24 protein-coding genes and 1 pseudogene are annotated in these 25,920 nt (G+C 67.3%); 18 read left to right on the forward strand and 7 right to left on the reverse strand.

Going from position 1 to position 25,920, the window contains the following annotated elements; translation table 11 throughout:
• Window positions 1–30: 30 nt before the first annotated feature.
• Window positions 31–2,061, reverse strand: a complete 2,031-nt coding sequence (gene tkt / locus ASV56_RS12760; RefSeq protein WP_082724825.1) for a transketolase — start codon at window positions 2,059–2,061, stop codon at window positions 31–33.
• Between the two features lie 149 nt (window positions 2,062–2,210).
• Here tkt and ASV56_RS12765 point away from each other — a divergent pair, with 149 nt between their 5' ends.
• Genes ASV56_RS12765 through fba form a run of 5 tightly spaced genes read left to right on the forward strand, consistent with a single transcriptional unit; the run spans window position 2,211 to window position 6,280 of the window.
• Window positions 2,211–2,984, forward strand: a complete 774-nt coding sequence (locus ASV56_RS12765) for a DeoR/GlpR family DNA-binding transcription regulator (RefSeq protein WP_062562467.1) — start codon at window positions 2,211–2,213, stop codon at window positions 2,982–2,984.
• A gap of 9 nt (window positions 2,985–2,993) precedes the next feature.
• Complete coding sequence (locus ASV56_RS12770; RefSeq protein ID WP_062562468.1) at window positions 2,994–3,767, forward strand: triose-phosphate isomerase; 774 nt, start codon at window positions 2,994–2,996, stop codon at window positions 3,765–3,767.
• Entirely contained in the window at window positions 3,764–4,228 is a 465-nt protein-coding gene (gene derI, locus ASV56_RS12775; protein WP_062562469.1) for a D-erythrulose-4-phosphate isomerase, read from the forward strand. The genes ASV56_RS12770 and derI overlap by 4 nt, the downstream gene beginning before the upstream one ends.
• Before the next feature lie 27 nt (window positions 4,229–4,255).
• A complete protein-coding gene (locus ASV56_RS12780) occupies window positions 4,256–5,233 on the forward strand; it encodes a class 1 fructose-bisphosphatase (RefSeq protein ID WP_062562470.1) in 978 nt (325 codons plus the stop codon).
• 6 nt (window positions 5,234–5,239) lie between these two features.
• Complete coding sequence (gene fba, locus ASV56_RS12785) at window positions 5,240–6,280, forward strand: class II fructose-bisphosphate aldolase (protein WP_062562471.1); 1,041 nt, start codon at window positions 5,240–5,242, stop codon at window positions 6,278–6,280.
• A gap of 94 nt (window positions 6,281–6,374) precedes the next feature.
• On the opposite strand, the gene ASV56_RS12790 is transcribed toward fba, so the two are convergent.
• From ASV56_RS12790 to ASV56_RS12805, 4 genes are read right to left on the reverse strand one after another with little or no spacing between them, the layout of a single operon-like run.
• The gene (locus tag ASV56_RS12790; RefSeq protein WP_082724906.1) at window positions 6,375–7,325 is read right to left on the reverse strand and encodes a sugar-binding transcriptional regulator; all 951 of its coding nucleotides are present in this window, start codon (window positions 7,323–7,325) and stop codon (window positions 6,375–6,377) included.
• 60 nt (window positions 7,326–7,385) lie between these two features.
• Window positions 7,386–8,318 (reverse strand): sugar phosphate isomerase/epimerase family protein, encoded by a 933-nt coding sequence (locus ASV56_RS12795; protein WP_062562472.1) that lies wholly within the window; start codon window positions 8,316–8,318, stop codon window positions 7,386–7,388.
• A 7-nt stretch (window positions 8,319–8,325) separates the two neighbouring features.
• A complete protein-coding gene (locus ASV56_RS12800; protein ID WP_062562473.1) occupies window positions 8,326–9,843 on the reverse strand; it encodes a glycerol-3-phosphate dehydrogenase in 1,518 nt (505 codons plus the stop codon).
• A gap of 1 nt (window position 9,844) precedes the next feature.
• Window positions 9,845–11,407 (reverse strand): FGGY-family carbohydrate kinase, encoded by a 1,563-nt coding sequence (locus ASV56_RS12805; protein WP_062562474.1) that lies wholly within the window; start codon window positions 11,405–11,407, stop codon window positions 9,845–9,847.
• 386 nt (window positions 11,408–11,793) lie between these two features.
• Between ASV56_RS12805 and ASV56_RS12810 the strand changes: the two genes are divergently transcribed.
• The 8 genes and pseudogenes from ASV56_RS12810 to ASV56_RS24450 form a co-directional block, all read left to right on the forward strand.
• The gene (locus ASV56_RS12810) at window positions 11,794–12,459 is read left to right on the forward strand and encodes a DUF2291 family protein (RefSeq protein WP_062563310.1); all 666 of its coding nucleotides are present in this window, start codon (window positions 11,794–11,796) and stop codon (window positions 12,457–12,459) included.
• A complete protein-coding gene (locus ASV56_RS12815; protein WP_062562475.1) occupies window positions 12,456–13,979 on the forward strand; it encodes a sugar ABC transporter ATP-binding protein in 1,524 nt (507 codons plus the stop codon). Before ASV56_RS12810 ends, ASV56_RS12815 begins: the two co-directional genes overlap by 4 nt.
• Before the next feature lie 26 nt (window positions 13,980–14,005).
• A complete protein-coding gene (locus tag ASV56_RS12820; protein WP_062562476.1) occupies window positions 14,006–15,046 on the forward strand; it encodes an ABC transporter permease in 1,041 nt (346 codons plus the stop codon).
• 87 nt (window positions 15,047–15,133) lie between these two features.
• Window positions 15,134–16,081: a D-ribose ABC transporter substrate-binding protein gene (locus ASV56_RS12825; RefSeq protein WP_062562477.1), complete on the forward strand. Its 948-nt coding sequence runs from the start codon at window positions 15,134–15,136 to the stop codon at window positions 16,079–16,081.
• A gap of 97 nt (window positions 16,082–16,178) precedes the next feature.
• A complete protein-coding gene (locus ASV56_RS12830; protein WP_062563311.1) occupies window positions 16,179–17,702 on the forward strand; it encodes an FGGY-family carbohydrate kinase in 1,524 nt (507 codons plus the stop codon).
• Window positions 17,699–19,348, forward strand: a complete 1,650-nt coding sequence (locus ASV56_RS12835) for a glycerol-3-phosphate dehydrogenase/oxidase (RefSeq protein ID WP_062562478.1) — start codon at window positions 17,699–17,701, stop codon at window positions 19,346–19,348. The genes ASV56_RS12830 and ASV56_RS12835 overlap by 4 nt, the downstream gene beginning before the upstream one ends.
• A gap of 41 nt (window positions 19,349–19,389) precedes the next feature.
• The gene (locus ASV56_RS12840) at window positions 19,390–19,782 is read left to right on the forward strand and encodes a DUF4186 domain-containing protein (RefSeq protein ID WP_062562479.1); all 393 of its coding nucleotides are present in this window, start codon (window positions 19,390–19,392) and stop codon (window positions 19,780–19,782) included.
• A gap of 286 nt (window positions 19,783–20,068) precedes the next feature.
• A pseudogene (locus ASV56_RS24450) lies at window positions 20,069–21,025 on the forward strand (transposase); the annotation flags it as partial.
• Between the two features lie 435 nt (window positions 21,026–21,460).
• Here ASV56_RS24450 and ASV56_RS12850 read toward each other — a convergent pair.
• Complete coding sequence (locus ASV56_RS12850) at window positions 21,461–22,126, reverse strand: flagellar hook capping FlgD N-terminal domain-containing protein (RefSeq protein ID WP_062562480.1); 666 nt, start codon at window positions 22,124–22,126, stop codon at window positions 21,461–21,463.
• A gap of 9 nt (window positions 22,127–22,135) precedes the next feature.
• Complete coding sequence (locus tag ASV56_RS22795) at window positions 22,136–23,269, reverse strand: flagellar hook-length control protein FliK (RefSeq protein WP_172823772.1); 1,134 nt, start codon at window positions 23,267–23,269, stop codon at window positions 22,136–22,138.
• 123 nt (window positions 23,270–23,392) lie between these two features.
• Between ASV56_RS22795 and ASV56_RS12860 the strand changes: the two genes are divergently transcribed.
• From ASV56_RS12860 to flbT, 5 genes are all read left to right on the forward strand, one after another.
• On the forward strand, window positions 23,393–23,641 hold the full coding sequence (locus tag ASV56_RS12860; protein ID WP_437435920.1) for a hypothetical protein: 249 nt from the start codon (window positions 23,393–23,395) through the stop codon (window positions 23,639–23,641).
• Window positions 23,638–23,952, forward strand: coding sequence for a hypothetical protein (locus tag ASV56_RS12865; RefSeq protein ID WP_062562482.1), 315 nt, complete (start codon window positions 23,638–23,640; stop codon window positions 23,950–23,952). Before ASV56_RS12860 ends, ASV56_RS12865 begins: the two co-directional genes overlap by 4 nt.
• Window positions 23,953–24,118: 166 nt before the next feature.
• The gene (locus tag ASV56_RS12870; protein WP_062562483.1) at window positions 24,119–24,961 is read left to right on the forward strand and encodes a flagellin N-terminal helical domain-containing protein; all 843 of its coding nucleotides are present in this window, start codon (window positions 24,119–24,121) and stop codon (window positions 24,959–24,961) included.
• Window positions 24,962–25,026: 65 nt separating this feature from the next.
• Window positions 25,027–25,395, forward strand: a complete 369-nt coding sequence (flaF, locus tag ASV56_RS12875) for a flagellar biosynthesis regulator FlaF (protein ID WP_062562484.1) — start codon at window positions 25,027–25,029, stop codon at window positions 25,393–25,395.
• Window positions 25,392–25,796 carry a flagellar biosynthesis repressor FlbT gene (flbT, locus tag ASV56_RS12880; protein WP_062562485.1) on the forward strand — a complete coding sequence of 135 codons (405 nt, stop codon included), beginning with the start codon at window positions 25,392–25,394 and terminating at the stop codon, window positions 25,794–25,796. Before flaF ends, flbT begins: the two co-directional genes overlap by 4 nt.
• Window positions 25,797–25,920: the final 124 nt, after the last annotated feature.

Genomic DNA, 25,920 nt, shown 5'->3' on the forward strand with positions numbered 1-25,920 from the left:
CGCCCGGATCGGCTCCGGGCGCGGCAGCCGTCACTTGCCGGCGAGCGTTTTCGCCCGTGCGACGATGGCGTCTTTCGTGATGCCGAACTCCTGGTAGAGCCGGTCGATCGGAGCCGAGGCGCCGAAGCCGGTCATGCCGATCACGTCCTCCTCGGAGGCGACATAGCGGGTCCAGCCGAACTTGCCCGCCGCCTCGACCGCGATGCGGGGCGCGTCACCCAGCGTCGCCTTGCGATAGGCATCAGACTGGGCGTCGAACAGCTCCCACGAAGGCATCGAGACCACGGCGACCGACAGCCCGTCCGCATGCAGCGCCTGCGCCGCCTCGACGGCCAGCGCCACCTCGGTGCCGGTGGCGATCAGCGTCACGTCGCGGCCTTCCCCGAACTGGCGCAGCACATAGGCGCCTTTGGCAGTCAGGTTCTCGCTCCCCGCCTCCAGCCGCAGCTGCGGCACGTCCTGCCGCGACAGCGCCAAGAGCGAGGGCACATGGCGGTTGCGGATGGCGATGTCCCAGGCCTCCAGCGTCTCGACCGTGTCGGCCGGGCGCAGCACGGTCAGGTTCGGGATGGCGCGCAAGGACGCCAGGTGCTCGACCGGCTGGTGCGTCGGGCCGTCCTCGCCCAGCCCGATGCTGTCATGGGTCATGACATAGATCGTGCCCACCCCCATCAGCGCCGACAGCCGGATGGCGTTCCTGGCATAGTCGGAAAACACCAGGAACGTCCCGCCATAGGCGATGAAGCCGCCATGCAGGTTGATGCCGTTCATCGCCGCGGCCATGCCGAATTCGCGCACGCCATAGCCGATGTAGCGGCCCGCCGCCTCGCGCGAATACTGGCTGTCCACCGCCGGCACCCGGGTCAGGTTCGAGCCGGTCAGGTCGGCGGAACCCCCGATCATCTCGGGCAGCGCCGGGGCCAGCGCCTCCAGCGCCATCTGGCTGGCCTTGCGGGTCGCGGCCTTCTTCGGCGCGGCGAAAAGCCGGGCACGGGCGTCCTGCAGGGTCGGCTCATAGTCGCCGGGCAAGGTGCCGGCCTGGCGGCGGTCGAACTCGGCCCGGGTCTCGGCCGGCTTCGCGGCCAGGCGCGCTTCCCAGTCGGCGCGGGCCTGCGCGCCGCGCGTGCCGATGGCGCGCCATTCAGCGGCCAGATCCTCGGGGATGGTGAAGGGTTCGGCCGACCAGCCGATGGCCTCCTTGGTCAGCGCCGCCTCGTCCTTGCCCAGGGGCGAGCCGTGGACCGCGTAGCTGCCGGCCTTGTTGGGCGAACCGAAGCCGATCACCGTCTTCATGGCGATCAGCGAGGGTTTGCCGGTTTCCGCCTTGGCGGCGGTGATGGCGGCGTCGAGCGCGCGGCCGTCATGGCCGTCGCAGGACTGCACATGCCAGCCCATCGCCTCGAACCGCGCCGGGATGTTTTCCGAGAAGCTGACCGAGGTCGGCCCGTCGATGGTGATGCTGTTGTCGTCATAGAGCACGACCATCTTGCCCAGGCCCAGGTGGCCGGCCAGGCTGGCGGCCTCCTGCCCGATGCCCTCTTGCAGGCAGCCGTCGCCGACGAAGACATAGGTGTGATGATCGACCAGGTCGGCTCCGAACTCGGCGGCCAGCCGGCGTTCGGCCAAGGCCATGCCGACGGCGGTGGCCAGCCCCTGCCCCAGCGGGCCGGTGGTGGTCTCGATCCCCTTGGCATGGCCGTATTCCGGATGACCCGCCGTGATCGCGCCCCATTGCCGGAAATTGCGGATCTGCTCGATGGTCATGTCCTCGTAGCCGGTCAGGTGCAGCAGGCTGTAGAGCAGCATCGAGGCATGGCCGTTCGACAGCACGAAGCGGTCGCGATCCGGCCAGTCGGGGTGTTTCGCGTCGAATTTCAGGTGCTTGCCGAACAGCACCGCGGCGGCATCGGCCATGCCCATCGGCGCGCCGGGATGGCCGGAATTGGCCGCGTTCACCGCGTCGATGCTGAGCGCGCGGATGCAGTTCGCCAAAGCGAAGTTCTGCGGATCAAGCGCGGCCTTCGCCGCGATCGCGGGGTCCTTGGGCGAATCTAAAGGCATGATCGGTCCTCCTTTTGACGCAATCCCATACACGCGCCACGGCAAAATAACAACGTTAAATCACAACATCACAAAATTCATGTTGAAATTGCGCAGCGGATTGTTAGAAAGGTATCGGGCCGGGCGATTCCCGCCCAAGGAGGGATGTCGTGAAGCGCGAGGAACGCAGGCAAGCCATCATGGATCTGCTGGTCGCGGCGCGTGCCGTCGAGCTTGATGATCTGGCCGAGCGTTTCGCGGTCTCGAAGATGACCATCCACCGCGATCTGGACGACCTGGAACAGGCGGGGCTCTTGCGCAAGGTGCGCGGCGGCGCCACCATCGAGGCCGGCAAGCAGTTCGAAAGCGATTTCCGCATCCGCGAATTGCAGGACAACGAGGCCAAGGCCCGCATGGCCCGTGCCGCGCTGGAGCTGGTCGAGCCGGGGATGAGCGTCATGGTCAACGACGGCTCGATGGCGGCGCTCCTGGGCGCGCAGCTGGTCGAGAAGGCGCCGCTGACCGTCATCACCAACAACGCCGCGGTGATCGAGCCGCTGAAGGAGGTCTCGCGCATCACGCTGATCGCGCTTGGCGGCGTGTTCAGCGCCAAGTTCAACGCCTATTTCGGCCAGCTGACCGAAAACGCGCTGGCGCGGCTGCGGGCCGACCTGGCCTTCATCTCGGCCCCGGCGGTCAGCGGCTTGCAGGCCTTTCACATGGACGATGCGGTGATCCGGGCCAAGCGCGCCATGATGGCCGCGGCCGAGCGCAGCGTGCTGCTGGTCAACCACCGCCGCTTCGGCCAGACCGCGCTGCACAGCCTGGCCGACCTGGCGGAATTCGACGCCATCATCACCGATGCCGCCCCCGCGCCCGAGGATCGCGCCGCGCTGGACCGCGCCGGCATCCCCCTGACCATTGCCAAGCATTCTGACCGTTAGGACGACGACATGACCGAATTCTGGATCGGCACCAGCTGGAAGATGAACAAGACCCTGGCCGAGGCCCGCGGTTTTGCCGAGGGGCTGGCCGCCGCCGATGCCGGCCGCGACCCGCGCATCCAGCGCTTCGTGATCCCACCCTTCACCGCCGTGCGCGAGGTCAAGGCGCTGCTGGCCGACACCTCGGTCAAGGTCGGCGCGCAGAACATGCATTGGGCCGACGCGGGCGCCTGGACCGGCGAGATCTCGCCCCTGATGCTGCGCGACTGCAATCTCGACATCGTCGAACTGGGGCACAGCGAGCGCCGCGAGCATTTCGGCGAAACGGACGAGACCGTGGGTCTCAAGACCGAGGCCGCCGTGCGCCACGGGCTGATCCCGCTGATCTGCATTGGCGAGACCCTGGCCGAACGCGAATCCGGCCGCGCCCGCCAAGTGCTGGAGACCCAGGTGCGCGGCGCGCTGGCCAAGCTCTCGGCCGAGCAGAAATCGGCGCCGATCCTGCTGGCCTATGAGCCGGTCTGGGCCATCGGCGTGAACGGCATCCCCGCGACCTCGGACTATGCCGACGCGCGCCAGGCCGAGATCATCGCGGTGGCGCAGGACGTGCTGTCGCGCCGCATCCCCTGCCTCTACGGCGGCTCGGTCAACCCCGGCAATTGCCAGGAGCTGATCGCCTGCCCGCATATCGACGGGCTCTTCATCGGCCGCTCGGCTTGGAACGTCGAGGGCTATCTGGACATCCTGGCGCGCTGCGCCGCAACCATGGGAGACGTGAAATGAAACTGGCAATCGCAGGCGACAGCGCGGGTGAAGGTCTGGCCAAACTGCTGGCCGACCACCTGAAGGACAGACACGAGGTCTCGGAAATCTCGCGCACCGACGCGGGCGCGGATGCGTTCTACGCCAACCTCTCGGACCGGGTGGCGAGCGAGGTCGCGGCCGGCACCTATGACCGCGCTATCCTGGTCTGCGGCACCGGCATCGGCGTCTGCATCGCCGCGAACAAGGTGCCGGGCATTCGCGCGGCCCTGACCCATGACACCTATTCGGCGACACGCGCCGCGCTGTCGAACAACGCCCAGATCATCACCATGGGCGCCCGCGTCATCGGCACCGAGCTCGCCAAGGCCATCGCCGACGCCTGGCTGGCCGAGACGATGAACTTCGACCCGAACGGCCGCTCGGCCGGCAATGTCTGCGCCATTGACGAAGTGGACGCGAAATACAACAAGGCCGGCTGAGTCTGCCCGCAAAGCCAAAGGCCCGCCATGCTGAAACTGCCGAACGACGGCCCCGCCACCGGCCGCCCGCTTTCCGACGTGCTGGTGGGCGACGGCCCCGCCGCCATCACCCTGGCGATTGCCCAGGCCCAGCCGGCGCTGGCCGCGCGGCTTGCCGCCGGCCGGCTGCATGGCGACCCCGAGGCCGTGGTCGGCACCAATGACAGCGGCGACAAGCAGAAGGCGCTGGATGTCGCCGCCCATCACCACATGCTCAATGCACTGGCCGCCGCCGACGTCGGCCGGGTGCTCTCCGAGGAGGCCGAGGAGGTCGTCACCCTGAACCCGGGCGGCGCCTGGGACGTGGCGATGGACCCGATCGACGGCTCGGGCAGCATCGGCATCGGCGCGCCGCTGGGCATGCTCTATTCCATCCTGCCCGCCGCGCCCGAGGGCTTCCTGCGCAAGGGCCGGGCCGTGGTCGGCGCCGGCTACGCCAGTTTCGGCCATTCGCTGGATTTCGGCTGGTCGCTGGGCGACGGCGCCCATGTCGCCGGCTTCGACGCCGAGGCGGGCCTGTTCCGCCTGACCCGCGAGCGCGTGCAGCTGAAACCCACCGCCTCGACCATCGCCTATAACGCCTCGAACGAACGCCACTGGTCGCCGGGCCTGCAAGCCTGGGTGCAGGACCTGCGCCAAGGCAAGGACGGCCCGCGCGGGCGCGACTTCAACATGCGCTGGCTCGCCGCCGCCGTCGGCGAATTGCACCGCATCCTGCTGAAGGGCGGCGCCTTCCTCTATCCCGCCGACCGCCGCCCGGGCTATGAGAACGGCCGGCTGCGGCTGATCTATGAATGCTGCCCGATCGCCTTCCTGGTCGAGCAGGCCGGCGGCATCGCCTCGGACGGGTGCCAGCCGATCCTCGACCGCCAGCCGCAGGGGCTGCACGAGATGGTGCCGCTGTTCTTCGGCGCCCGCGAGGAAGTCGAAACCATCCTGTCCCATCTCGCCATCAGCAAAGGATAACAGCCCATGGCCATGATCACGCTGCGCCAGCTTCTCGACCATGCGGCCGAGAACGGCTATGCCGTTCCCGCCTTCAACATCAACAACATGGAGCAGGGGCTCGCGGTGATGAACGCCGCCGCGGCGACCGACAGCCCGGTGATCCTGCAAGCCAGCCGCGGCGCGCGCGCCTATGCCAACGACGCCGTGCTGGCCGGGCTGATCCAGGGCCTGTCGCGCGCCTTTCCGGACATTCCGCTGTGCATGCACCTGGACCACGGCAACGGGCTTGCGACCTGCGCCACGGCGATCCAGAACGGCTTCACCAGCGTGATGATGGACGGCTCGCTGCAGGCCGACGGCAAGACGCCCGCCGATTACGCCTATAACCGCGACATCACCGCCCGCGTGGTCGAGATGGCCCATGCCTGCGGCGTCTCGGTCGAGGGCGAGCTGGGCGTGCTCGGCAGCCTGGAAACCGGCATGGGCGACCAGGAGGACGGGCACGGCGCCGAGGGCCGGCTGTCCGAAGACCAGCTGCTGACCGACCCCGACGAGGCGGTGCGCTTCGTGAACGACACTCAGGTCGATGCCTTGGCCATCGCCATGGGCACCAGCCACGGCGCCTACAAGTTCACCCGCAAGCCGGACGGCGCGATCCTCGCCATGCATGTGATCGAGGAGATCCACCGCCGCCTGCCGAACACGCATCTGGTCATGCATGGCTCCAGTTCGGTGCCCGAGGACCTGCAGCAGGTCATCAATGCCTATGGCGGCGACATCAAGCCGACCTGGGGCGTGCCGGTCGAAGAGATCCAGCGCGGCATCAAGTCGGGCGTGCGCAAGGTCAACATCGACACCGACAACCGGCTGGCGATGACCGCCGCGATCCGCAAGAAGCTCAGCGAAGAGCCGGCCGAATTCGACCCGCGCGGCTATCTGAAGCCCGCCATGGCGATGATGTCCGAGGTCTGCAAGGCCCGCTTCGAAGCCTTCGGCACCGCCGGCAATGCTTCGAAGATCCGCCCGCTGCCGCTGGCGGCGATGGCGAAACGCTACGCCGCCTGATCCGGGCGCGCGCGGCGCCAGCCGCGCCACCCCCGGCCCAGCGGCAGCGTCCGGGGCGAGCTCTGCTCGCCCCGCCCTCGTTTTCGGACAGGTCTCACGCCGCCAGCAGCCGCGCCGTCGCCTCGTCGGTGATCAGCCCCGAAAGCCGGCCGCTTCGCAGCACCGCCCGCACCGCGCCGGCCTTCTCGGCGCCGCCGGCAATGGCCACGATGCGGCTGCCTTCCGGGCCGTCCAGGCTGACCGACAGCGTGCGCGCGCTCAGCGTGGTTTCCAGCACCCGGCCCTGCGCGTCGAAGAAATGCCCCAGCATCTCGCCCTCTGCGCCGGCGGCGTTGATCTCGGCGATCTCATGCGGCTCGATCATGCCCGAGGCGACGAGCTGCGCCCCGGCATCCGCCGTGCCGACCCCCACCACCTTCAGGCCGGCGCCGTTCGACAGGTCGAACAGCTCGCGCACCCCGGGCTGGGCCAGCAGCACCGCCAGGTCTGCCTCGGAATTGGCAAAGAACGGCACCGGCAGGACATAGCCCTGCGCCCCGGTCTTCTGCGCCAGGGCATACATCACGTCATGCGGGTTGGTGGCGTAATGCCGGGTAAAGCCGCCCAGCAGCGACACGAAGCGCACGCCATGCGCGTCGAAACGCGGCAATTGCTGCACCGCCGCCGCCAGCGTGCGGCCATGGCCGAGGCCGATCACCGCATCCTCGCCGCGCTCGATCTCGCGGCGCAGGAAGCCGGCGCCGGCCAGGCCCAGGGCGCGCAAGGGCAATCCCTCCTCGCCCAGGTCCGGCGCCACCTCGCAGTAATCCAGCGCGTAGCGGGCGCAGAGCCGGTCCTCGAGCGCGGCGCATTCGACGATCTCGCCGTCGATCGAGACCTTGACCACGCCCTCGGCCACCGCCCGCGCGATCAGCCGATGCGCCTTGACCGAGGGCACGCCCAGGCGCTTGGCCACCGCCGCCTGGGTCAGCCCGCCGGCATAATGCAGCCAGGCCGCGCGGATGGCGAGGCTTTGTTCGGGGTCCATCGCACCGCGCGAGACCATCACGCGATCCAATAGGCGGGGGGCTGGCATCTCATCGCGGGCGTCCTTTGCTATCCGGTTCTAGATATTCAACTTATCCGCGCCGCTGTCGATATGCGGCGCCCAGAAGGCGACGCTTTCGGCGATCTGCGCGATCACCTGGCGGTCGTTCGGCTCGCGTTCCTTGAAGCTCAGCTCCAGGCAGATCTCGTTGTCCTTCGCCCCGCCCTCGGCCAGGGCCGCGAGCAGCGGTCCCGGCTGGATCGCGCCCCTGGCATTGTATTCGGCGGTAAAGGGCCGGTGGCCGGACTTGTCCATCATCGACTGCTTGATGTGGATGATGGGGCTGACCTGCGGCACCGCCCGCGCCCAGGCATAGGGGTCGGTGTCGTCCGGGTTGGGGCTGGTCACGTCGCCGTGGTCGATGTCGGCCATCATCCACATCGGCACCGCCATGTTCGCCGCCGTCAGCCGGTCCTGCAAGGCCATGCAAGCGTCGATGGTTTCCCCGAACTCGCGGCCCACGCTCATCGGTTCCCAGAAGACATAGGCGAGTCCCGCCGCCTTGGCGTGGTCCGCAACCTCGGTCCAGGCGTCGATGGCGGTCTGGATCAGCGCCTCGCGCCGCGCCGGGTCGTCATAGTCGCGATAGGTGAAGATGGCGAATTGCGTGCCGACCGACTGCCCGCCCAAGTCGCCGATGATGTCGGCAAAGGTCTTGAACCAGTCGATGTAATAGCGCCGCACCTCGCGGTCGGGATGGCCGAAGTGGTTCAGCCGCCCATAGGGCCCGGTCATGCCGCTGGTGACGCGCACGCCGGTGCGGGCCAGCGCCGCGCCCATGGTGCGGGTCAGGCGCCGGATCACCGGGGCGGGCCAGCTCGGGTTGATGAACTCATGCGTCAGTTGCAGGTCGCGGATCCGCAACTCGCGCGCCACGGTGTCGATCAGGTCGTCCGGTTCGGCAAAGCGGTTGACCAGCGGATTGGTGTTCAGCGACAGCGTCAGGGCCATGGTGTCCTCAGGCGGCTTGGGCCAGGTCCGAGCCGGCGAACCAGTCGGCAAAGGCGCGGCGCTGGTCCTCGGTCAGGTGCAGGTAATGCTTGGTGCGGCGATAGAGGATGTCCTCGGGCGTTTGCGCCCATTCTCGGGCGACCAGGTAGCGCACCTCGGCCTCGTAGAGAGTGCCGCCGAAATGCCGGCCCAGGTCGGAAAGCGACAGCGCCCCCGCCACCACGTCCCGGGTCCGGGTGCCGTAAAGCCGGCCATAGTGATGCAGCAGCCGGCGCGGCATCCAGGGGTTCAGCTCGCGCAGGAGTTCCGCATAGCTTTCGTAATCCGCGTTGGCCATGTCGCCGCCGGGCAAGGGCGCGCTTTCGGTCCAGTCCGGGCCCATGGCCGGGAATACCTCGCGCAGGCGATGCATGCCGCGCTCGGCCAGTTCGCGGAAGGTGGTGATCTTGCCGCCGAACACGTTCAGCAGCGGCGCGCCGCCGGTATCGTCCAGGTCGAAGACATAGTCCCGCGTCACCGCCGAGGGGTTGCCCTTGCCGTCGTCGAACAGCGGCCGCACGCCCGAGAAGCTGTGCAGCACATCGTCGCGCCGCAGCTTCTGCTTGAAATAGCGGTTCACGGCGGCGATGAGGTATTCGATCTCGGATTCGTCCGCCGTGACGTCCTCGGCCCGGCCTTCATAGGCGATGTCGGTGGTGCCAATCAGCGCCTTGTCGCCTTCGTAGGGGTTGATGAAGATCACCCGCTTGTCGTGGTTCTGCACCAGATAGGCATTGGCGCCCGCCCACCATTTCGGCACGATGATATGGCTGCCCTTGACCAGCCGCACGTTGCGGCTGGACTGCGAGCCCGCCACCCGGCCGATCACCTCCGACACCCACGGCCCGGCGCAGTTCACCACGCAGCGGGCGCGGAAGCTGCGCAGCGCGCCGGTGGCCTCACTGCGGGTCTGCACGGTCCAGGCGCCGTCCTCGCGCCGGGCCGAAACGCAAGGGCTGCGGGTCAGCACCTCGGCGCCGCGCTCGGCGGCATCGACGGCGTTCAGCACCACGAGGCGGGCGTCATCCACCCAGCAATCCGAATATTCGAAGCCCTTGGCGTAGCGATCCAGCAGCGGCGCGCCCTCGGGGTCGCGGCGCAGGTCCAGCGTGCGGGTGCCGGGCAGCTTCTGCCGCCCGCCCAGGTGGTCGTAGAGGAACAGCCCCAGCCGCACCAGCCAGGCGGGCCGGTCCTGCGGCGAATGCGGCAGCACGAAGCGCATCGGCCAGATGATATGCGGAGCGGCGGCCATCAGCACCTCGCGCTCGATCAGCGCCTCGCGCACCAGGCGGAACTCGTAATATTCCAGGTAGCGCAGCCCGCCATGCACCAGCTTGCCCGAGCGCGACGAGGTGCCCTGCGCCAGGTCGTCCTTTTCGCAAAGCACCACCTTCAGGCCCCGGCCGGCGGCGTCGCGGGCGACGCCGGCGCCGTTGATGCCGCCGCCGATGACGAAAAGGTCGATCATGTCTTGGTCTTGGCTCATTTCAATCTCCTTTCGGGGCGCGGGCCAGGGCCAGGGCGTCCCATGCCGGCGGCAGGGCCTGCCGCGCGGCGGAAAATGCCGGGAAGAGCCGCGCATAGGCGGCCACGAGATCGGGATCGGGCGCTTCGGCCGCGCCCAGAAGCGGCGTGACCCATTCGGCGATGCAGGATTCCATGTCGGGATAGGCGCCGATGGCGACGGCGGCCATCATCGCCGCGCCGGCCGCGCCGGCCTCGTCGCGCTCGGACACCCGCACCGGCGCATCCAGCGCCGCCGACAGGATGCCGCGCAAGCCCCGCGAGCGCGCAGCGCCGCCGGTCAGCCGCAGCTCGGCCGGCAGCGGGCCCATGGCGGCGTAGCAGTCGCGCATCGCCATGCCCAGCCCCTCGGCCACGGCGCGGATCAGGTCGGGATAGCGATGCCCGGCTGACAGGCCGACGAAGCCCGCGCGGGCATCGGCGTTGACGAAGGGGCCACGCTCGCCCGCCTCGGAAATATAGGGGTGGTAGACGATCTGGCCGGGCTTCGACTGCGCCAGCCAGCCCTCTATATGCGCCACCAGGTCGCGATGCGTGACCGGCTGGCCAACGTCCGAAAGGATGCCCGCCGCGACGCCCAGGATCCAGTCCAGGTTCAGCGTCGCCGCCATATTGGTCTGCACCTGGGTCACGATGCCGGGGATCGGCAGGCAGATGACATAACCGGTGCCCTGCGCGTTCAGATGCACGTCCTGCGCCCGCACCGCCCGCAGATGCACCCCGGTCGAGCCCACGGTCGAGCAGGCGACATCGCCCGCCCCGCCATAGACCCCGGCACCCAGCGCGGTCATCACCATGTCGACATAGCCAAGGCTGACCGGCGTGCCGGCGCGCAGCCCGGTGGCGGCGGCGGCCTCGGGCGTCAGCGGGTGGGTGAGCTGCGCGCCATCGACGATCTCGGGCAGCAGGGTGCGGCGATGCTCCAGCCCCAGCGCGGCGATCACCGTATCGTCATAGCGCCGGTCGCGGAAATTGCCGAAGGTGAAGCTGGCCTCGGACGGGTCGGTCGCCCGCACCCCGGTCAGGTTCAGATAGAGCCAGTCCTTGCAATGCAGCGCGACCTCGGCCCGGTCCAGCAACTCGGGGCAATGCACGTCCATATGCGCCATCTGGCTGCCCTGCTGGCAGGTGTTGAGCCCGGTGCCGGTCGCCTCGAACCGGGCGCGGTTCGCCGGGCCGGCGGCCAGCCGCGCCACTGTCGGGGCGGCGCGGGCATCAAGCCACAGCCAGGCGTCGCCCACCGGCCCGTCGCGCCCGACCAGCCAGGTGCCGTCGCCCTGCGCCGTGACCGAGAGCGCGGCGGTGCGGCGGGCCAGGTCCGGCACCTTGTCGCCCAGGCCCCGCAGCGCGGCGGCGCAGTCGTCCCAGGTCTGGGCCAAGGGTTGCGTGGCCGAGCCGTCGCCGCCGGCCTGATAGCGATTCGGCACCGAGGCCGCGGCCAGCTGCGCCCCGCGCAGATCGAAGGCCACCGCCTTGATGACCGAGGTGCCGGCGTCGATGCCGATCAGGATGTCAGCCCCGGCCATGGCGCGCCGTCCTGCGGGGGTCGGTGGGGTGGTGATGCATGGTGCCCTCCTCCGCCCGGGCCAAGACCCCGGCGGCAAGCCAGCCCGGACGGGCGTGGCGAACTCCTCGGTCATTTTCATACCGCAGATTTCCCGCCGCAGGAATGCATTTTTTTACGGACACAGCAAAAAATTTCAGTTACTGTTTCGAAGACGGCGGGATTCGGGCAATGCCCCCGCACCCGCCGGCAGGAGGAGACTGCCAGGCATGACCAGCCAGAGGAGGGGCCGGACAATGCAAGGAAATCCCAGACATTCCCCGCGGGATGCCCGCCGCGCGCGCCGTCCGGCCGCCTGATCCGCATCCGCCCCGCCCGCGCAACATTCATCAAATCCGAGGCACGAACATGGTCCAGAGCACTGCCCCGACCGGCCAAGCCCCCAAGGCCCCCGCGGCATCGCGGCGCGGGCTTTTCCTCAGCATCGCCGCGGCGGCCGTCGTGCTGGCCGGCATCGCGCTTGACACCAAGGTCGTGCATATCGGCTCGGAGGCCGATGTGCGCCAGCAGGCCTTCTCGCCCGACGGCTATGGCCAGGCGGAGTTCCCGCGCATCGCCGAATTCGTCAAGGGGAAGGCCGGCAATGCTGCCGAAGTCGCCGCCGCCATCGCCGCCGACAAGGACGCGGCCATCGCGCAATACGGCACCCCGGCCTCGACCGGCGCCATCATGGCGGTGCGCGTGACCGGCACGGCGGGCGAGCCCAAGGCCGGGATCTATCCGCTGGCCGTCGAGGGCCTGCCCGAAAGCGTCGCCGTCCGCGTCCAGACCGGCCCGGCGATCAACGGCACCGACCTGCGCGACGCCCCCGGCGACATCGCCTTCGGCAAGTTCAAGAACCAGATCGAATACCAGAACGCCGGCGCCGGCATCAACCGCGCCATGAAGGCCGAGGTTCTGGACAGGATCGACGCCGCGGCCCTGACCGGCAAGACCGTCGAGGTCGTGGGCGCCTTTCGCCTGATCAACCCCAAGAGCTGGCTGATTACCCCGGTCGAGGTGGTGGTGAAATGACCCGCGCCGCAAGCCATACCGGCGAGGTCGTCCTAGCCGCCCGCAACGTCGCCAAGTCCTATGGCAGCGTGCATGCGCTGAAAGGCGTGAATTTCGATATCCATCGCGGCCAGGTGACGACCTTGTTCGGCGAGAACGGCGCCGGCAAGTCCACGCTGATGAAGATCCTGTCGGGCGTCATCCAGCCCACCACCGGCGAGATCATCCTGGACGGCCGGCCCGTGACCTTTGCCAGCGCCAACGAGGCGCGCGACCGCGGCATCTCGATCATCCACCAGGAGCTGAGCCTGGCCCCGAACCTGTCGGTGCGCGACAATATCTTCATGGGCCGCGAGATCATGGGCCCGACCGGCGTCGACTTCGCCGAAGAGGAACGCCAGGTCCGCCGCCTGATGGAGGAGCTGGAGGAAAACATCGACCCGCTGACCCCGGTCGAGGAGCTGCGCCTGGGCCAGCAGCAGATCGTCGAGATCGCCCGGGCGCTGTCGGTGGACAGCCGCATCCTGATAATGGACGAGCCGACCAGCGCGCTTTCCGCCAGCGAGGTCGAGGTGCTGTTCAAGGTGATCCGCGACCTGACCGCCAAGGACGTCAGCATCGTCTATATCTCGCATCACCTGGAAGAGGCGCTGACCATCACCGACCATGCGGTCGTGCTGCGCGACGGCACCATGACCGCCTATGCGCCGCGCGCCGAGATCGACCTGGAATGGATCGTGCGCAACATGGTCGGCGACAATTACGACCTGGGCGCACCGCCCGCGACCCGCTTCGGCGAGGTGGCGCTGTCGATCCGCAATCTTTCGGTGCCCGACCCGGCCGGCTTCAACCTGGTGGACAAGCTGTCCCTGGACGTGCGCGCGGGCGAGATCGTCTGCATCTATGGCCTCATGGGCGCCGGCCGCACCGAACTGCTGGAGACCTGCGCCGGCCGCCTGACCGCCTCGGGCGGCGAGATCGTGCTGGAGGGCCGCGAGATCTCGCACCTGTCGATCGCCGAGCGCATCGCGCGCGGCCTCGCGCTGGTGCCCGAGGACCGGCAGCGCGACGGGCTGGTGCAAACCATGACCGTGGGCGAAAACCTGTCCCTGGCCTCGATCTCCAGCTTCACCCGGGGACTTTTCACCAGCCGCAGCGCCGAGAAGAAGCTGATCGGCGACAGCATCCGCAATGTCACCGTCAAGACTTCGGGCGGCGGCGCGGCCATCGGCTCGCTCTCGGGCGGCAACCAGCAGAAGGTGGTGATCGGCAAGATGCTGGCCACCAGGCCCCGCGTCATCCTGCTGGACGAACCTTCGCGCGGCATCGACATCGGTGCCAAGGCCGAGGTGTTCAAGCTTCTGGCCCAGGGCGCCGAGCAGGGGCTTGCGGTGGTGTATACCACCTCCGAGGTCAGCGAATGCCTGTCCATCGCGCATCGCATCATCGTCATGCACAAGGGCCGCATCTCGGCCGAATTCGATTCCACCGTCACCAAGGAAAAGATCATGGCCGCCTCGGGCGAGTCCGTGGCTGCCTGACGGATCTCGGGAGGGAGGAAAACCCAATGTCTGCCACGACCGCACCCGCCGCCGCATCCAGGAAACCCGAGTTCAGCATCGGCCGCTTCCTGCTGGAAGGACGGGCGTTCTTCGCGCTGATCGCGATCATCGCCGTCTTTTCGTTCCTGTCGCCGAACTATTTCACCCTGTCGAACTTCCTCATCATGTCCTCGCAGGTGGCGATCTATGGCATCCTGTCCATCGGCATGCTGCTGGTGATCCTGAACGGCGGCATCGACCTGTCGGTGGGCTCGATCCTGGCGCTGTGCGGCGTGGTCGCCGGCGCGATGATGCAGGGGGTCGAACTCGACTGGGCCGGGGTGATCCTTTACCCGCCGGTCTGGGCCGTCGTCATCCTGACCATCGCCGTCGGCGCAGGCGTCGGGGCGCTGAACGGGGTGCTGATCTCGATCTTCAAGGTGCCGCCCTTCGTCGCCACGCTGGGGGTGATGTATGTCGCCCGCGGCGTCGCGCTGCTGATGACCAACGGGCTGACCTACAACAACCTGCGCGGCTCGGCCGAGTTGGGCAACACCGGCTTCAACTGGCTGGGCTTCAACCGCATCGCCGGCATCCCGATCTCGGTCATCGTGCTGGCGACGGTGGCGGTGCTGGCCGGGCTGATGCTGTCGCGCTCGGCCTTCGGACGCTGGCTCTATGCCTCAGGCGGCAACGAACGCGCGGCCGAGCTTTCGGGCGTGCCGACGCGCCGGGTCAAGATCACCGTCTACACCATCTCGGGCGCGCTGGCCGCCATCGCCGGGCTGGTGCTGTCGTCGCAACTGACCTCGGCCGGGCCGACCGCCGGCACCACCTATGAGCTGACCGCCATCGCGGCGGTGGTGATCGGGGGTGCTGCACTGACCGGCGGGCGCGGCACGGTGCGCGGCACCATGCTGGGCGCCTTCGTCATCGGCTTCCTGTCGGCGGGCCTCGTCATCATCGGCGTCAGCTCCTACTGGCAGACCGTGTTCACCGGCGCGGTGATCGTGCTCGCGGTGCTGATGAACTCGATCCAATACGGGCGCGGCGCCCGCAAGGGCTGACCCGGCCAGACCTTCCCGCCGGGCGGAACGGCTGCCCGGCGAAAGCCTGCCGCAAGGCAGGAAACCAACCCCAAGGGAGTGAGAAGAATGTTCAAACTGACCCGTCGCGCGCTGCTGGCCGCCGCTGCTTCGCTGCCCCTGATGGCAGCGGCCGCCTCGGCCGAGGGCCTGATCTCGATCATCGTCAACGACCCGGCGAACCCCTATTGGTTCACCGAGGGCGAGGTCGCCAAGAAGACCGCCGAGGAGATGGGCTATACCGCCAATGTCGGCGCCCATCGCGGCGACACCAATACCGAAAGCACGCTGATCGACACCGCGATCACCAACAAGTCGGTGGCGATCATCCTCGACCCCGCCAACGCGGACGGCTCGGTCGGCGCGGTGCAGAAGGCGGTCGATGCCGGCATCCCGGTGATCCTGGTCAATGCCGAGATCAACCAGGAAGGCCTGGCCAAGGCGCAGCTGGTGTCGAACAACGCGCAAGGCGCGGCGCTGGGGGCCCAGGCCTGGGTCGAGGCCGTGGGCGACAAGGGCAAATATGTCGAACTGTTCGGCGCGCCCTCGGACAACAACGCCCAGACCCGCTCGAACGGCTACGAGACCGTGCTGAGCCAGTATCCGGACCTGGAAAAGGCCGGCCAGGAGGTCGCGAACTGGGACCGCACCCAAGGCTACCAGAAGATGCAGTCGCTGCTGCAGGCCAACCCGGACATCAACGGCGTGATCTCGGGCAATGACGAGATGGCGCTGGGGGCGATCGCGGCGCTGAAAGAGGCCGGCAAGCTGGACGCGGTCAAGGTCGGCGGCTTCGACGGCTCGCCCGATGCGGTGGCGGCGGTCAAGGCCGGCGAGCTGCAATATACCGTGCTGCAACCCGTCGCCATCTTCTCGGCCGAGGCGGTCAAGCAGGCGGATTCGGTGATCAAGACCGGCAAGACCGGCGTGGACACCGAAAAGCAGCTGTTCGACTGCCTGCTGATCGACCAGTCGAACGCCGACAAATACACGGCGCCCTTCGTGCTGGAACAGTAACCGCCGCTGCCGGGTGCGGCGCCGCTCCGCCCCCGGCCCTGCACGCCCCGCGCCCCTTTTCGCGGTGCGGGGCGCAGTTGTGCCCGACGAGGTTCCCGTGCCCCTGCTGCTTGGCATCGACAACGGCCTGACCGTGACCAAGGCGGTGATCTTCGATCAGACCGGCCGGGTGCTGGCCACCGCGCGCCGCCGCGTGCCGCAGATCATGCCGCGCCCGCGCCATGTCGAGCGTGACATGGACGTGCTCTGGGCCCAGACCGCCGCCGCCATCGCCGAGGCCGTCGCCGCCTGCGGCCGCCCGGCCGGCGAGATCGCCGCCGTGGCCGCCACCGCGCATGGCGACGGCGTCTATGTGCTGGACCGCGACGCCCGCCCGCTGGGCCATGGCATCCTGTCGCTGGACAGCCGCGCCGGCGCGGTGGTCGCCGGCTGGCAGGCGGACGGCACCGCCGAACGCGCGCTGGCCCGCACCGGGCAGATGCCGCATGCCTCGGCGCCCTCGGCCCTGCTGGCCTGGATGCGCGACCACGACCCCGAACGCTTTGCCCGCATCGCCCATGTGCTGGCCTGCAAGGACTGGTTGCGCTTCTGCCTGACCGGCCGCATCGCCACCGACCTGACCGAGGCCAGCACCTCCTTCACCGATGTCGCGACCCAGCGCTATGCGCCCGACATCCTGCCGCTGTTCGGGCTGCAGGCGCTGGCCGGGACGCTGCCGTGGATCCTGCTGCCCGGCGCTGTCGCCGGCCATGTCACGCCCGAGGCCGCCGCCCTGACCGGCCTTGTCGCCGGCACGCCGGTCGCGGCCGGTTTGCATGACGTGACCGCCTCGGCGCTTGGCGCGGGCGGCCATGCGCCCGGCACGGTCGCCATCGTCGCCGGCACCTATTCCATCAACGAGACCGTCTCGGACGCCCCCAAGGTCGATCCGCGCTGGTTCTGCCGCAACGGGCTGGAGCCCGGCGCGTGGAATGCCATGTCGATTTCCCCCGCATCGGCAGCGAATTACGACTGGTTCCTCGACACGCTCTGCGGGGCCGAGCGCCGCGAGGCCGAGGCGCAGGGCCGCGCCTTCCACGCCGAGATCATCCCCGAGATCGAGGCCGCCATGGCCCGCCCCTCGACCGCGATCTTCCACCCGTTCCTGTTCGGCTCGCCGCTGGGGCCCACGGCCAGCGCCGGCTTCTTCGGGTTGCGCGGCTGGCAGGACCGCGGCGACATGCTGCGCGCGGTGATCGAGGGCATCGCCTTCAACCACCGCATCCATGTCGATGCCCTGCGCGAGGGGTTTCGGCCCACCAAGGCTCGACTGACCGGAGGAATATCGCGCAGCCCCTTGTTTGCTCAGCTTTTTGCCGACGCGCTGGGAATGCCGGTCTCGGTCAGCGACACCGAGGAGGCCGCGGCCTGGGGTGCGGCGCTTTGCGCGGGTGCGGCGGTCGGGCTTTACCCAAGCCCGCGCCACGATCCGCGCGACATGGCGGCGCTGACCCGCCATTACGCCCCCGATCCCGCCCGCAGCGCGGCGCTGGCCGAACGCTTTGCGCTCTTTACCGAACTGACCCAGGCGCTGGCGCCGATCTGGCCCAAGATCGAGGCGCTGGCAAAGGAAGACCCATGACGGAAGACATCGACGTGCTGATCCTCGGCGCCGGCATCAACGGCGCGGGCCTGTTCCGCGACCTTTGCGAACAGGGCGTGACCTGCGTGATCTCGGACAAGGGCGATTTCGGCGGCGGCACCTCGGCGGCGCCCTCGCGGCTGATCCATGGCGGCATCAAATACCTGGAAACCGGCGAGCTGGGCCTGGTCGCGCAATCGACGCTGGAGCGCAACCTGCTGCTGAAGAACGCCCCGCATCTGGTGCGGCCGCTGCCCACGGTGATCCCGATCTTTTCCTGGCTCAAGGGCATCCCGGCGGCGCTGCGCACGCTGATGGGCTCGACCACGGCGCCGCGCAGCCGGGGTGCGGTGCTGATGAAGCTGGGTCTGGCCATGTATGACTTCTACGGCCGCCGCCACCGGGTGATGCCGCGCCACCAGCTCTGGTCGCGGGCGCGGGCGCTGCGCGAGATCCCGCCCCTGACCCCGCGCATCGTCGCCGCCGGGCAATATTACGATGCCACCGTGACGCAGCCCGAGCGGCTGGTGTGGGAACTGGTCGCCGATGGGCTGCGCGCCAACCGGCAGGCCCGCGCGCTGAACCACACGGCCATTGCGGGCACGGACGGCGACAGCGTGACGCTGGACACGCCCCAGGGCCCGCTGGCGCTGCGCCCGCGCATCGTGGTCAATGCCGGCGGCCCTTGGATCGACCGGATCAATGCCCAGCTTGGCGTGCCCTCGACCCTGATCGGCGGCACCAAGGGCTCGCATATCCTGCTGGATCATCCCGAGCTTCTGGCGGCGCTGAACGGCCGCATGATCTATTTCGAAGCCGACGACGGCCGCATCTGCCTGGTCTTTGACTATCTCGGCCGGGCGCTGGTCGGCTCGACCGACATCCGCGCCGAGGATCCCGACAGCGTGACCTGCACGGAGCCCGAGATCGACTATTTCCTTGCCGCGCTCGGCAGCCTGCTGCCGGGGCTGCGGTTCGACCGCAGCCAGATCGTCTATGCCTATGCCGGCATCCGGCCGCTGCCCAAGTCCGAGGGTGTGGCGCCGGGGCTGATCAGCCGCGACCATTCGGCCCCGGTGGCCGAGCCCGAGGGGAGCCGGCGCTGGCCCGTGGTCTCGCTGGTGGGCGGCAAGTGGACCACGTTCCGCGGCTTTGCCGAGGAGGTCGCGGATAGCCTGCTCGCGCGGCTGGGCCGGGCACGCCGGGTCTCGACCCAGGGCTTGCCCATCGGCGGCGGCCGCGACCTGCCGGACGGTGCGGCGGCGCGCCAGGACTGGATCGCTCGCGCCTGCGCCGAGACCGGCGCCGAGCGGGGACGGGCGGCAGAGCTCCTGGACCGCTACGGCAGCACCGCCCTGCCGATCCTCGCGGCCGAGGGCGCGCGGCCCGGGCGGTTGGCCGATGCGCCGGGTTACAGCCTGGCGGAATTCGACTGGATGATCCGGCACGAGCAGGTCCGCAGCCTGGCCGATGTGGTGATGCGCCGCAGTGCGATCGCCGTCGCCGGCCGGCTCTCGGGCCGCGATCTGGACAGCATCGCCACGCTTTGCGCCCAGGCGCTCGGCTGGGACGAGGCACGCCGGGCAGCGGAGCTGGCCACGACCCGGCAGATGCTGACCGCGCGTCATCGGCTGCGCCTGGGCTGAGCGGGGTTTTCCCGCGGCGCCCGCGACCCTATCTGCCAAGGATGGACGAATTCGACGCCCTCCTGCAGCGGCTTGCCCGGTCGCGGTTTCGCGCCCGCTTTCACTTGGGCACGGCCGAGCGCGCCTATGCCGACAGCAAGGGCCGCGACACCATCGCCCGCCATGCCGGCGATTTCATCGCCACGCGGCTGGCACCGGCCGAACCGCGCAATGACGGCCGGCAGACGCCGATGCGCGGTCATCCGGTCTTCCTGGCCCAGCACGCCACCGCTTGCTGCTGTCGGTCGTGCTTGGCGAAATGGCACGGCCTGCCGCCCGGACGCGCGCTGACCCCCGCCGAACAGGCGCGGCTGGTCACACTGTTGATGCGCTGGATCGACCGCGAGATGGGCTATGCGCCGCCCCAAGCCAGGCATGATGGCGATCCGGCCTGACCGGTAATTCTTTCCTGTTGGAGAAAAGCCGCCGCTTGGGCAGCAATGATAGACCACGGCTAACTTTTCCTGGCTGCCCGAACTTCGCATGCCGCCCGAAATTCTCGGCGCCCACAGCCGGCGATGATCTGCAAATTCTGGCCTTTCTCACCAGTCAGCTTCATCCGCGATCCCATCCCCGCCAAGAATGACGGTTCGGGCTCCTAACAAGTCGCTGAAAAAGTCAGCCCTCGACCTGCCCCGCGGAACATGATTCACCCTGCGCAGGCCGATGGGGGTGATAAAGATGCGCGGGGCGGACGAGGCGAGCGGATCGCTGTTCCGCTACGTCGACCTTGAGGCCCGCATCCTCGCGGGCCACCCGCTGCGGACGATCCGGCAGGTGGTGAACGAGGCGCGCCAGCCTGGATGCTGCGTTCGATGAGCTCTACACCGACTTTGGTCGCCCCTCGATCCCACCCGGAGCGGCTGATCCGGGCGAGCCTGATCCAGCTCCTCTATTCGGTCCGGTCCGAGCGCCAGCTGATGGAGCAGATGAACCACGATCTGCTGTTGCGCTGGCCTCGGCATTGATGATCCCGTGTGGGGTGAAGGGCGCCCGGAAATCCGTCCGGGGGACGGATTTCAGCCCTGAACGGGCGAAGCCCCGAAGGCCGACCGTCTTCGCAAGAACCGCGACCGGCTGCTGAGCACCGACATGTCGCGCAAGATCATGGCCGCGATCCTGGCGCACCGCCAGGCGCCGCCGCTGCTGTCTGACGACCACTTCTCGGTCGACGGCACGCTGGTGAAGGCGTTCGCCATGGGCCTCGAACCGGTGGCGGCCTGATGGCTCACCCTGATGAAGAGCGTCCCAACCGCGGGCGGGCGAGACCCCGCCGGATGATGAAGCCGGCGATCCTCCCGGACTCGGGATCCCCGCCACCGATCCATCCGCCTTGACGGTAGCAGCCAAGACCGATCCGATGCCCCGCAACCAACGCCACAGCCGCCATGCCGAGGTCGATTTCCGGGGTCAGAGGCGCACGAATGCCACCCATGGCCCGCCCCCCGCTCCGGACGCGCGGCTCTACAGGAAATCCCCGGCACCGGGGCGATGCTGTGCTTCATCGGTCATGCCCTGATGGAGAACCGGTCGGGCCTGATCGTGCGGGGCGATCTTGCCCGGGCCGATGGCCGCGCCGAACGGCGCGCGGCGCTCGAGATGATCCACCGCCACCCGCCGGGTTCGACCCGGAGGCTGCCCCCTCCCACTGAGTGCCGAAATGCGAATGTTAGCCACCACATGAGCCAAGAGAGGAGAACTGCCATGTCTGAAGTAGCCGTCATCGGCCTTGATCTGGCCAAGCGGCGTTTCAACTGCACGGGGCGAAGGCCGACTCCGCGCATCGCCATGCCGGCCAGCGGCCATGATCAGCGCCGCATCTTCAGGCCTGACACATGAAAGCATCCGATCGCATGCTCAAGCCGTTCGAAAACGCCTTGCACCGACGGGGGCATCCACACATGAATCACGCTCAGCACACCATGGGTTATCCATTTGTCAACACGGCTTGGGGAAACGTCAAGGCCTCATTGTTCCCTCTTTGTTCTGAACCCGCCCGAACAGGCAATTGCGGAGATGAGGCAGTGATGTGCTATCCTCTTCTTCCTCGTGGCACGGCCCTCGGCCCGCTTCTCACTGTCGCAATGCCGTTACCTCGTCGAGCGTGGCCGAGCCGCCGCCCGCAAGCACCAGCCTTGCTCCGTCCGTCGTCATCTCGGCGCCTGTCACGCGGGTGTAGGCCTCGACTTCTTTGGTTTCGAGGATCGTGCCATCTTTCGAGGCTTCGATGCGGAAGCTGTACAATCCTTCGGGCAAAAGATCGCCATTGGTGCGCTTGCCTTGCCAGTCGACCTCGCCCGAGCCGGTGCCGATGCTTTCACGCAGAACTTCATTCCCCTGCGCATCCAGGGTGACAAGCTCGATCTTGTCCGCATCCGCCACGCTCTCGATTTGCAACGTCATCGGAGATTGGTCGAACCAGACCGGCGCGCTGGTGCGGACCTCGCGTCCGATCCAGCCGGACAACTGGCCCAAGGCGCCGCCGCTACTCCCCTCGAGCAACTGACTGAGCAACTGGTTGGTCTGAACCTGCTGCTCAACCCCCGAAAAGGTTGCCAGTTGCACCGCGAATTCCGTTCCCTCCATCGGGTTGAGCGGATCCTGGTTCTTGATCTGGGTCGTCAGCATCTTGAGGAAGGTTTCGAACTCGCTGTTCGTCCCGCTGCCTTCGGACGCGGTGCCCGTGCTGTTCTGGCTGCTGGAGTAACCCACGCCTGTTGCCGCCGATATGCTTGCCATCGTCTGATCCTAGATTCTGATGTCGATTCGCCGATCCACGGTCGGCCGAGGTCTTGCCGGCACAACGTGCTCGGCGAGACTGTTGTTTAGGTCGCGCTGACCGGAGCCGCGCAGATCGCGCACGGAATCATTGCTGCGATCACGCCCTTCGTTGCCGCCCGAGAACGAGATGTCCGCTCCGAAAATGCCGGCATTGCGCAGTTCCCTGTCCAGCGTCTCAGCGTTGCGGCGCAAGAGATCAAAGGTCTCGGGTCGATCGGCAAAGACGGTCACGGCGGGCTTTTCGCCGGGTGCGATCACCAGCCGAACCTTGCCCAGTTCCTCGGGAGAAAGCGCGATCTCGACCACGCCCTCCGCGCCTTCGGAAAGTTTTTCGCCCAGTTGCCGCAACACATGCCGCGGCTCGGTGAGAGCCTGCGCGCGCATGCTCCCGTGGGCTTCCGGCGGCGCGGTTGCGGCCTTGCCCTCATGCACGGAAATCGCCACGGCGGTCTGGTCCGGCAAGTCGAATGACGCCGTCTTGTCAGGCTTATCGTCGGCTTGATTCGCTGCCGGCTTTTCCGGCTGCGGCGCCCTGGCATCCACGGCTGGGCTCACGCCGCGCGGTGGCGCCGAGTCGGCATATGATACCGACACGGACTGATTCGGCGTGCTCTCACGGACTGTCGCTGTCGGTGCAGGCGACGGGTCTTCGGCGTCAGCCGATTCGCCTGGGCTGCTCTGGGCAACGGCGGTCGTTGCCAGTGAACCAGGCGCCGCCCCTTCCTGACCAGCTGCGCCCAAAGGCGTGTTTGGCAGCACGAAATCCGCCCCGCCGCCGGTAACGACAGGAGGGGCTGCGCGTTCAACCGTGAGCGTGATGGCCTGTGTCTCTTCTTCCGTGGGAAGAAGCGCCGCATCGAGCGAAGGTGAGGCAAGGAGCGGTGCTTCGGGGATCGCGTCGCGTTCCACCTGGCCTTCCGGATCTTGCGCTTCATCAATATCTTCGCCGTTCTCCTCAGGCCCGACATCTTCCTCGGCCGTGACAGCCGATGCCTCGAAAAGCGCCGCAAACGCGGACGCGCCCGGACCTTTGCTGCGCTCGGTCATGACCGGCGCCTGCCCCGGAGCCGCCGCGCCGCCTTGCAAGCTCATGATTTCCATCCGCAGACAACCCTTTCCCAGCCGAACCGACTTGCACGACATTGGCACAGGGTGATTACCAAATATTTACCGATCACCCGTAAAGTCTCAGCTGTCGAAACTTTTATTCATCAGGAGGCTTTCTTGGATGTCAGCCCTATAGCCAGGATCAGCCAGCCGCTGCTGAAAAACGCGCGCGGCATGGCGGATGGCCTGGAGCAAGCGTTCCTCTCGGAAATGTTGAAATACGCCGGCCCACGCGAAGCCAGCGGCGCGTTCGGCGGCGGCATAGGCGAATCGCAATTCGCGAGCATGCTGAATGACGCTTATGCGCAGGCGATCAGCGAAAGGATCGACCTGAAGCTCATCCCGGGGGATGGAGGCGGAAAATGACCGAGGCACTGACCTTTCTTGAACAGGCAAAGCGGCATCTGATCGCGTCGGAACCGGGCATCGCCCTTGAAAAGATGATAGAATTCGAAAAATCTCTGTTGGCCGGACAGGTCCGCAAGGACAGCGTGAATGCCTGTTCACAGGCTCTGCTTGCCGTCCGGACATTGGCCGAGGCGGCACGCGAGGGGGTTGCGGCCGCCCAACGTCAGCTCGCCGAGATCTCGGCCCTGTCGCGCAAGCTGGATACCTATGACCGCGAAGGCCGGCGCATTGGCAGCCAGGTTGCGCCGCCCCGCGAGAAAAGGTTTTGAATAAACTTGTCCCGACATTCGAATTGAAACGATGGCGGAATTCAGGATTTATTCACTCTCGACGGATACACCGGACAACGTGATGCAGATCACCGGGCCCGTCCCGCAGGTCAGAAGGCCGAACCTTGTAAACATGGGTGAAACAGCCCAATGAACGGAGATAAAAATGTCCAGCATTCTGACCAACAACAGCGCGATGGTGGCCCTTCAGACCCTGAAAGGCATCAATTCGAACCTGGCCAAGACTCAAGATGAGATCTCGACCGGCAAGAAGGTCGCCAACGCGCAGGACAACGCCGCCGTCTGGTCGATTTCGAAGGTGATGGAAAGCGACGAATCCGCGTTCAAGACCATCCAGAGCAACCTGAATATGGCAAACTCCATTGTGGCGGCCGGCCGCAGCGGTGCCGAGCAGGTGCAGGTGATCCTGGATAAGATGCACAAGCTTGCCATCAGTGCCTCGAGTGACGGTTTTGACTACTCGACCATCGATGCTCAGATCGCCACGATGAAAGAGGAAATCACCTCTTACATCGATGCGAGCCAGATTAACGGCGTCAACCTGCTCAAGACCAACCCCGTCCCCGGCCAAACCAGCTTCTCGGTGCTGTCGTCGATCGATCGCACCTCGGGAACGGTCGCCACGGTGAACACCTCGATCACGGTCGACTCGGTGAACTTCGAGACTTCGATCGAAGCTGTCACCATTGCACCGATCACCGACCGCACCACCGCGCTGGCCGCGAGAACGCAGATCGAGGGCCTGATCGACGTCGCCAAAAAGGGCGCTGCCGAACTGGGCACCGCCGGCGAGCGGATCACTTCCCAAGCGACTTTCGTGTCGAAACTGGCGGATTCGCTGAAGATGGGTTCCAGTTCGCTGGTCGACGCCGACATGGAAGAAGCCTCGGCGCGTCTGCAGGCGCTTCAGACCCAGCAGCAGCTGGGTGTGCAGGCCCTGTCGATCGCCAACCAGGCGCCGCAGACCATCCTGTCGCTGTTCCGCTGATCTTGAAAGGGGCGCCCTTCCGGGCGCCCCTTGACCTGCCAAAAGCCTAGAATGGGGTTTCCGACGTGACTTTTGCCTCGCTGAAGAATCAATCTGCAAAATTCGGATCGCAGCACATCCGCACGGAGCGCGACCAGGAATACCTGGCATTTTCGCGTATCACCCGACAGTTGCAACAGGCACTCAACACCGGTGAGCGTCGCGCGATGATCCAGGCGGCATATGCGAACAATCAGCTCTGGACCGTTCTGGCCGCCGATCTGGCTCAGCCCGCCAATGCCCTGCCGGAGCAGGTCAAGGCGGGGCTGCTTTCGCTGGCGATATTTTCCATCAAACGGGGACAGAAAGTGCTCTCGGAAAATGCGTCGGCTGAGCCGCTGATCGAAATCAACCTGAAGATCATGAAAGGCCTGCGCGGCGAGGTTCAGCCGTGACCGGGCTCATTCTGAAACTCGCGCCGAACGAGCGCGTCTTGATCAATGGCGCCGTTATCGAGAACGGCGAAAAGCGGGCAAAGATCTCCATTTGCACCCCCAATGCGAATGTCCTGCGCCTCAAGGATGCAATCCACCCGGACCAGGTGAACTCGCCCGTCTCACGCCTGTGCTACATCTGTCAGCTCATCCTCAGCGGTGATGCCGATCATGACGAAGGCCATCGACAACTGCTGCTGGGCATTGAGCAGCTCTCGCATGTCTTTACCGATTCGGACAGCAGATCTGTCCTCGCCATGGCGACCGAGGCTACGGCGGATCAGGATTACTATCGCACGCTCAAGCATATACGGGCACTACTCTCGCGCGAGAAGCGTCTCTTGGCGGTGTATAAGTCATGACATACAATGTCCAGGTCGGGTCTGGCGGCTACGTCGGCTGGAAGATACTCGAGCGCAGCATGGCGCGTCAGAAAGAGGTTTTCTCGCAAACTGTCTCCGAGAAATCGGTCAAGGAATATTTCAC

This window comes from Paracoccus aminovorans (genome assembly GCF_001546115.1).
Lineage (GTDB): Bacteria > Pseudomonadota > Alphaproteobacteria > Rhodobacterales > Rhodobacteraceae > Paracoccus > Paracoccus aminovorans_B.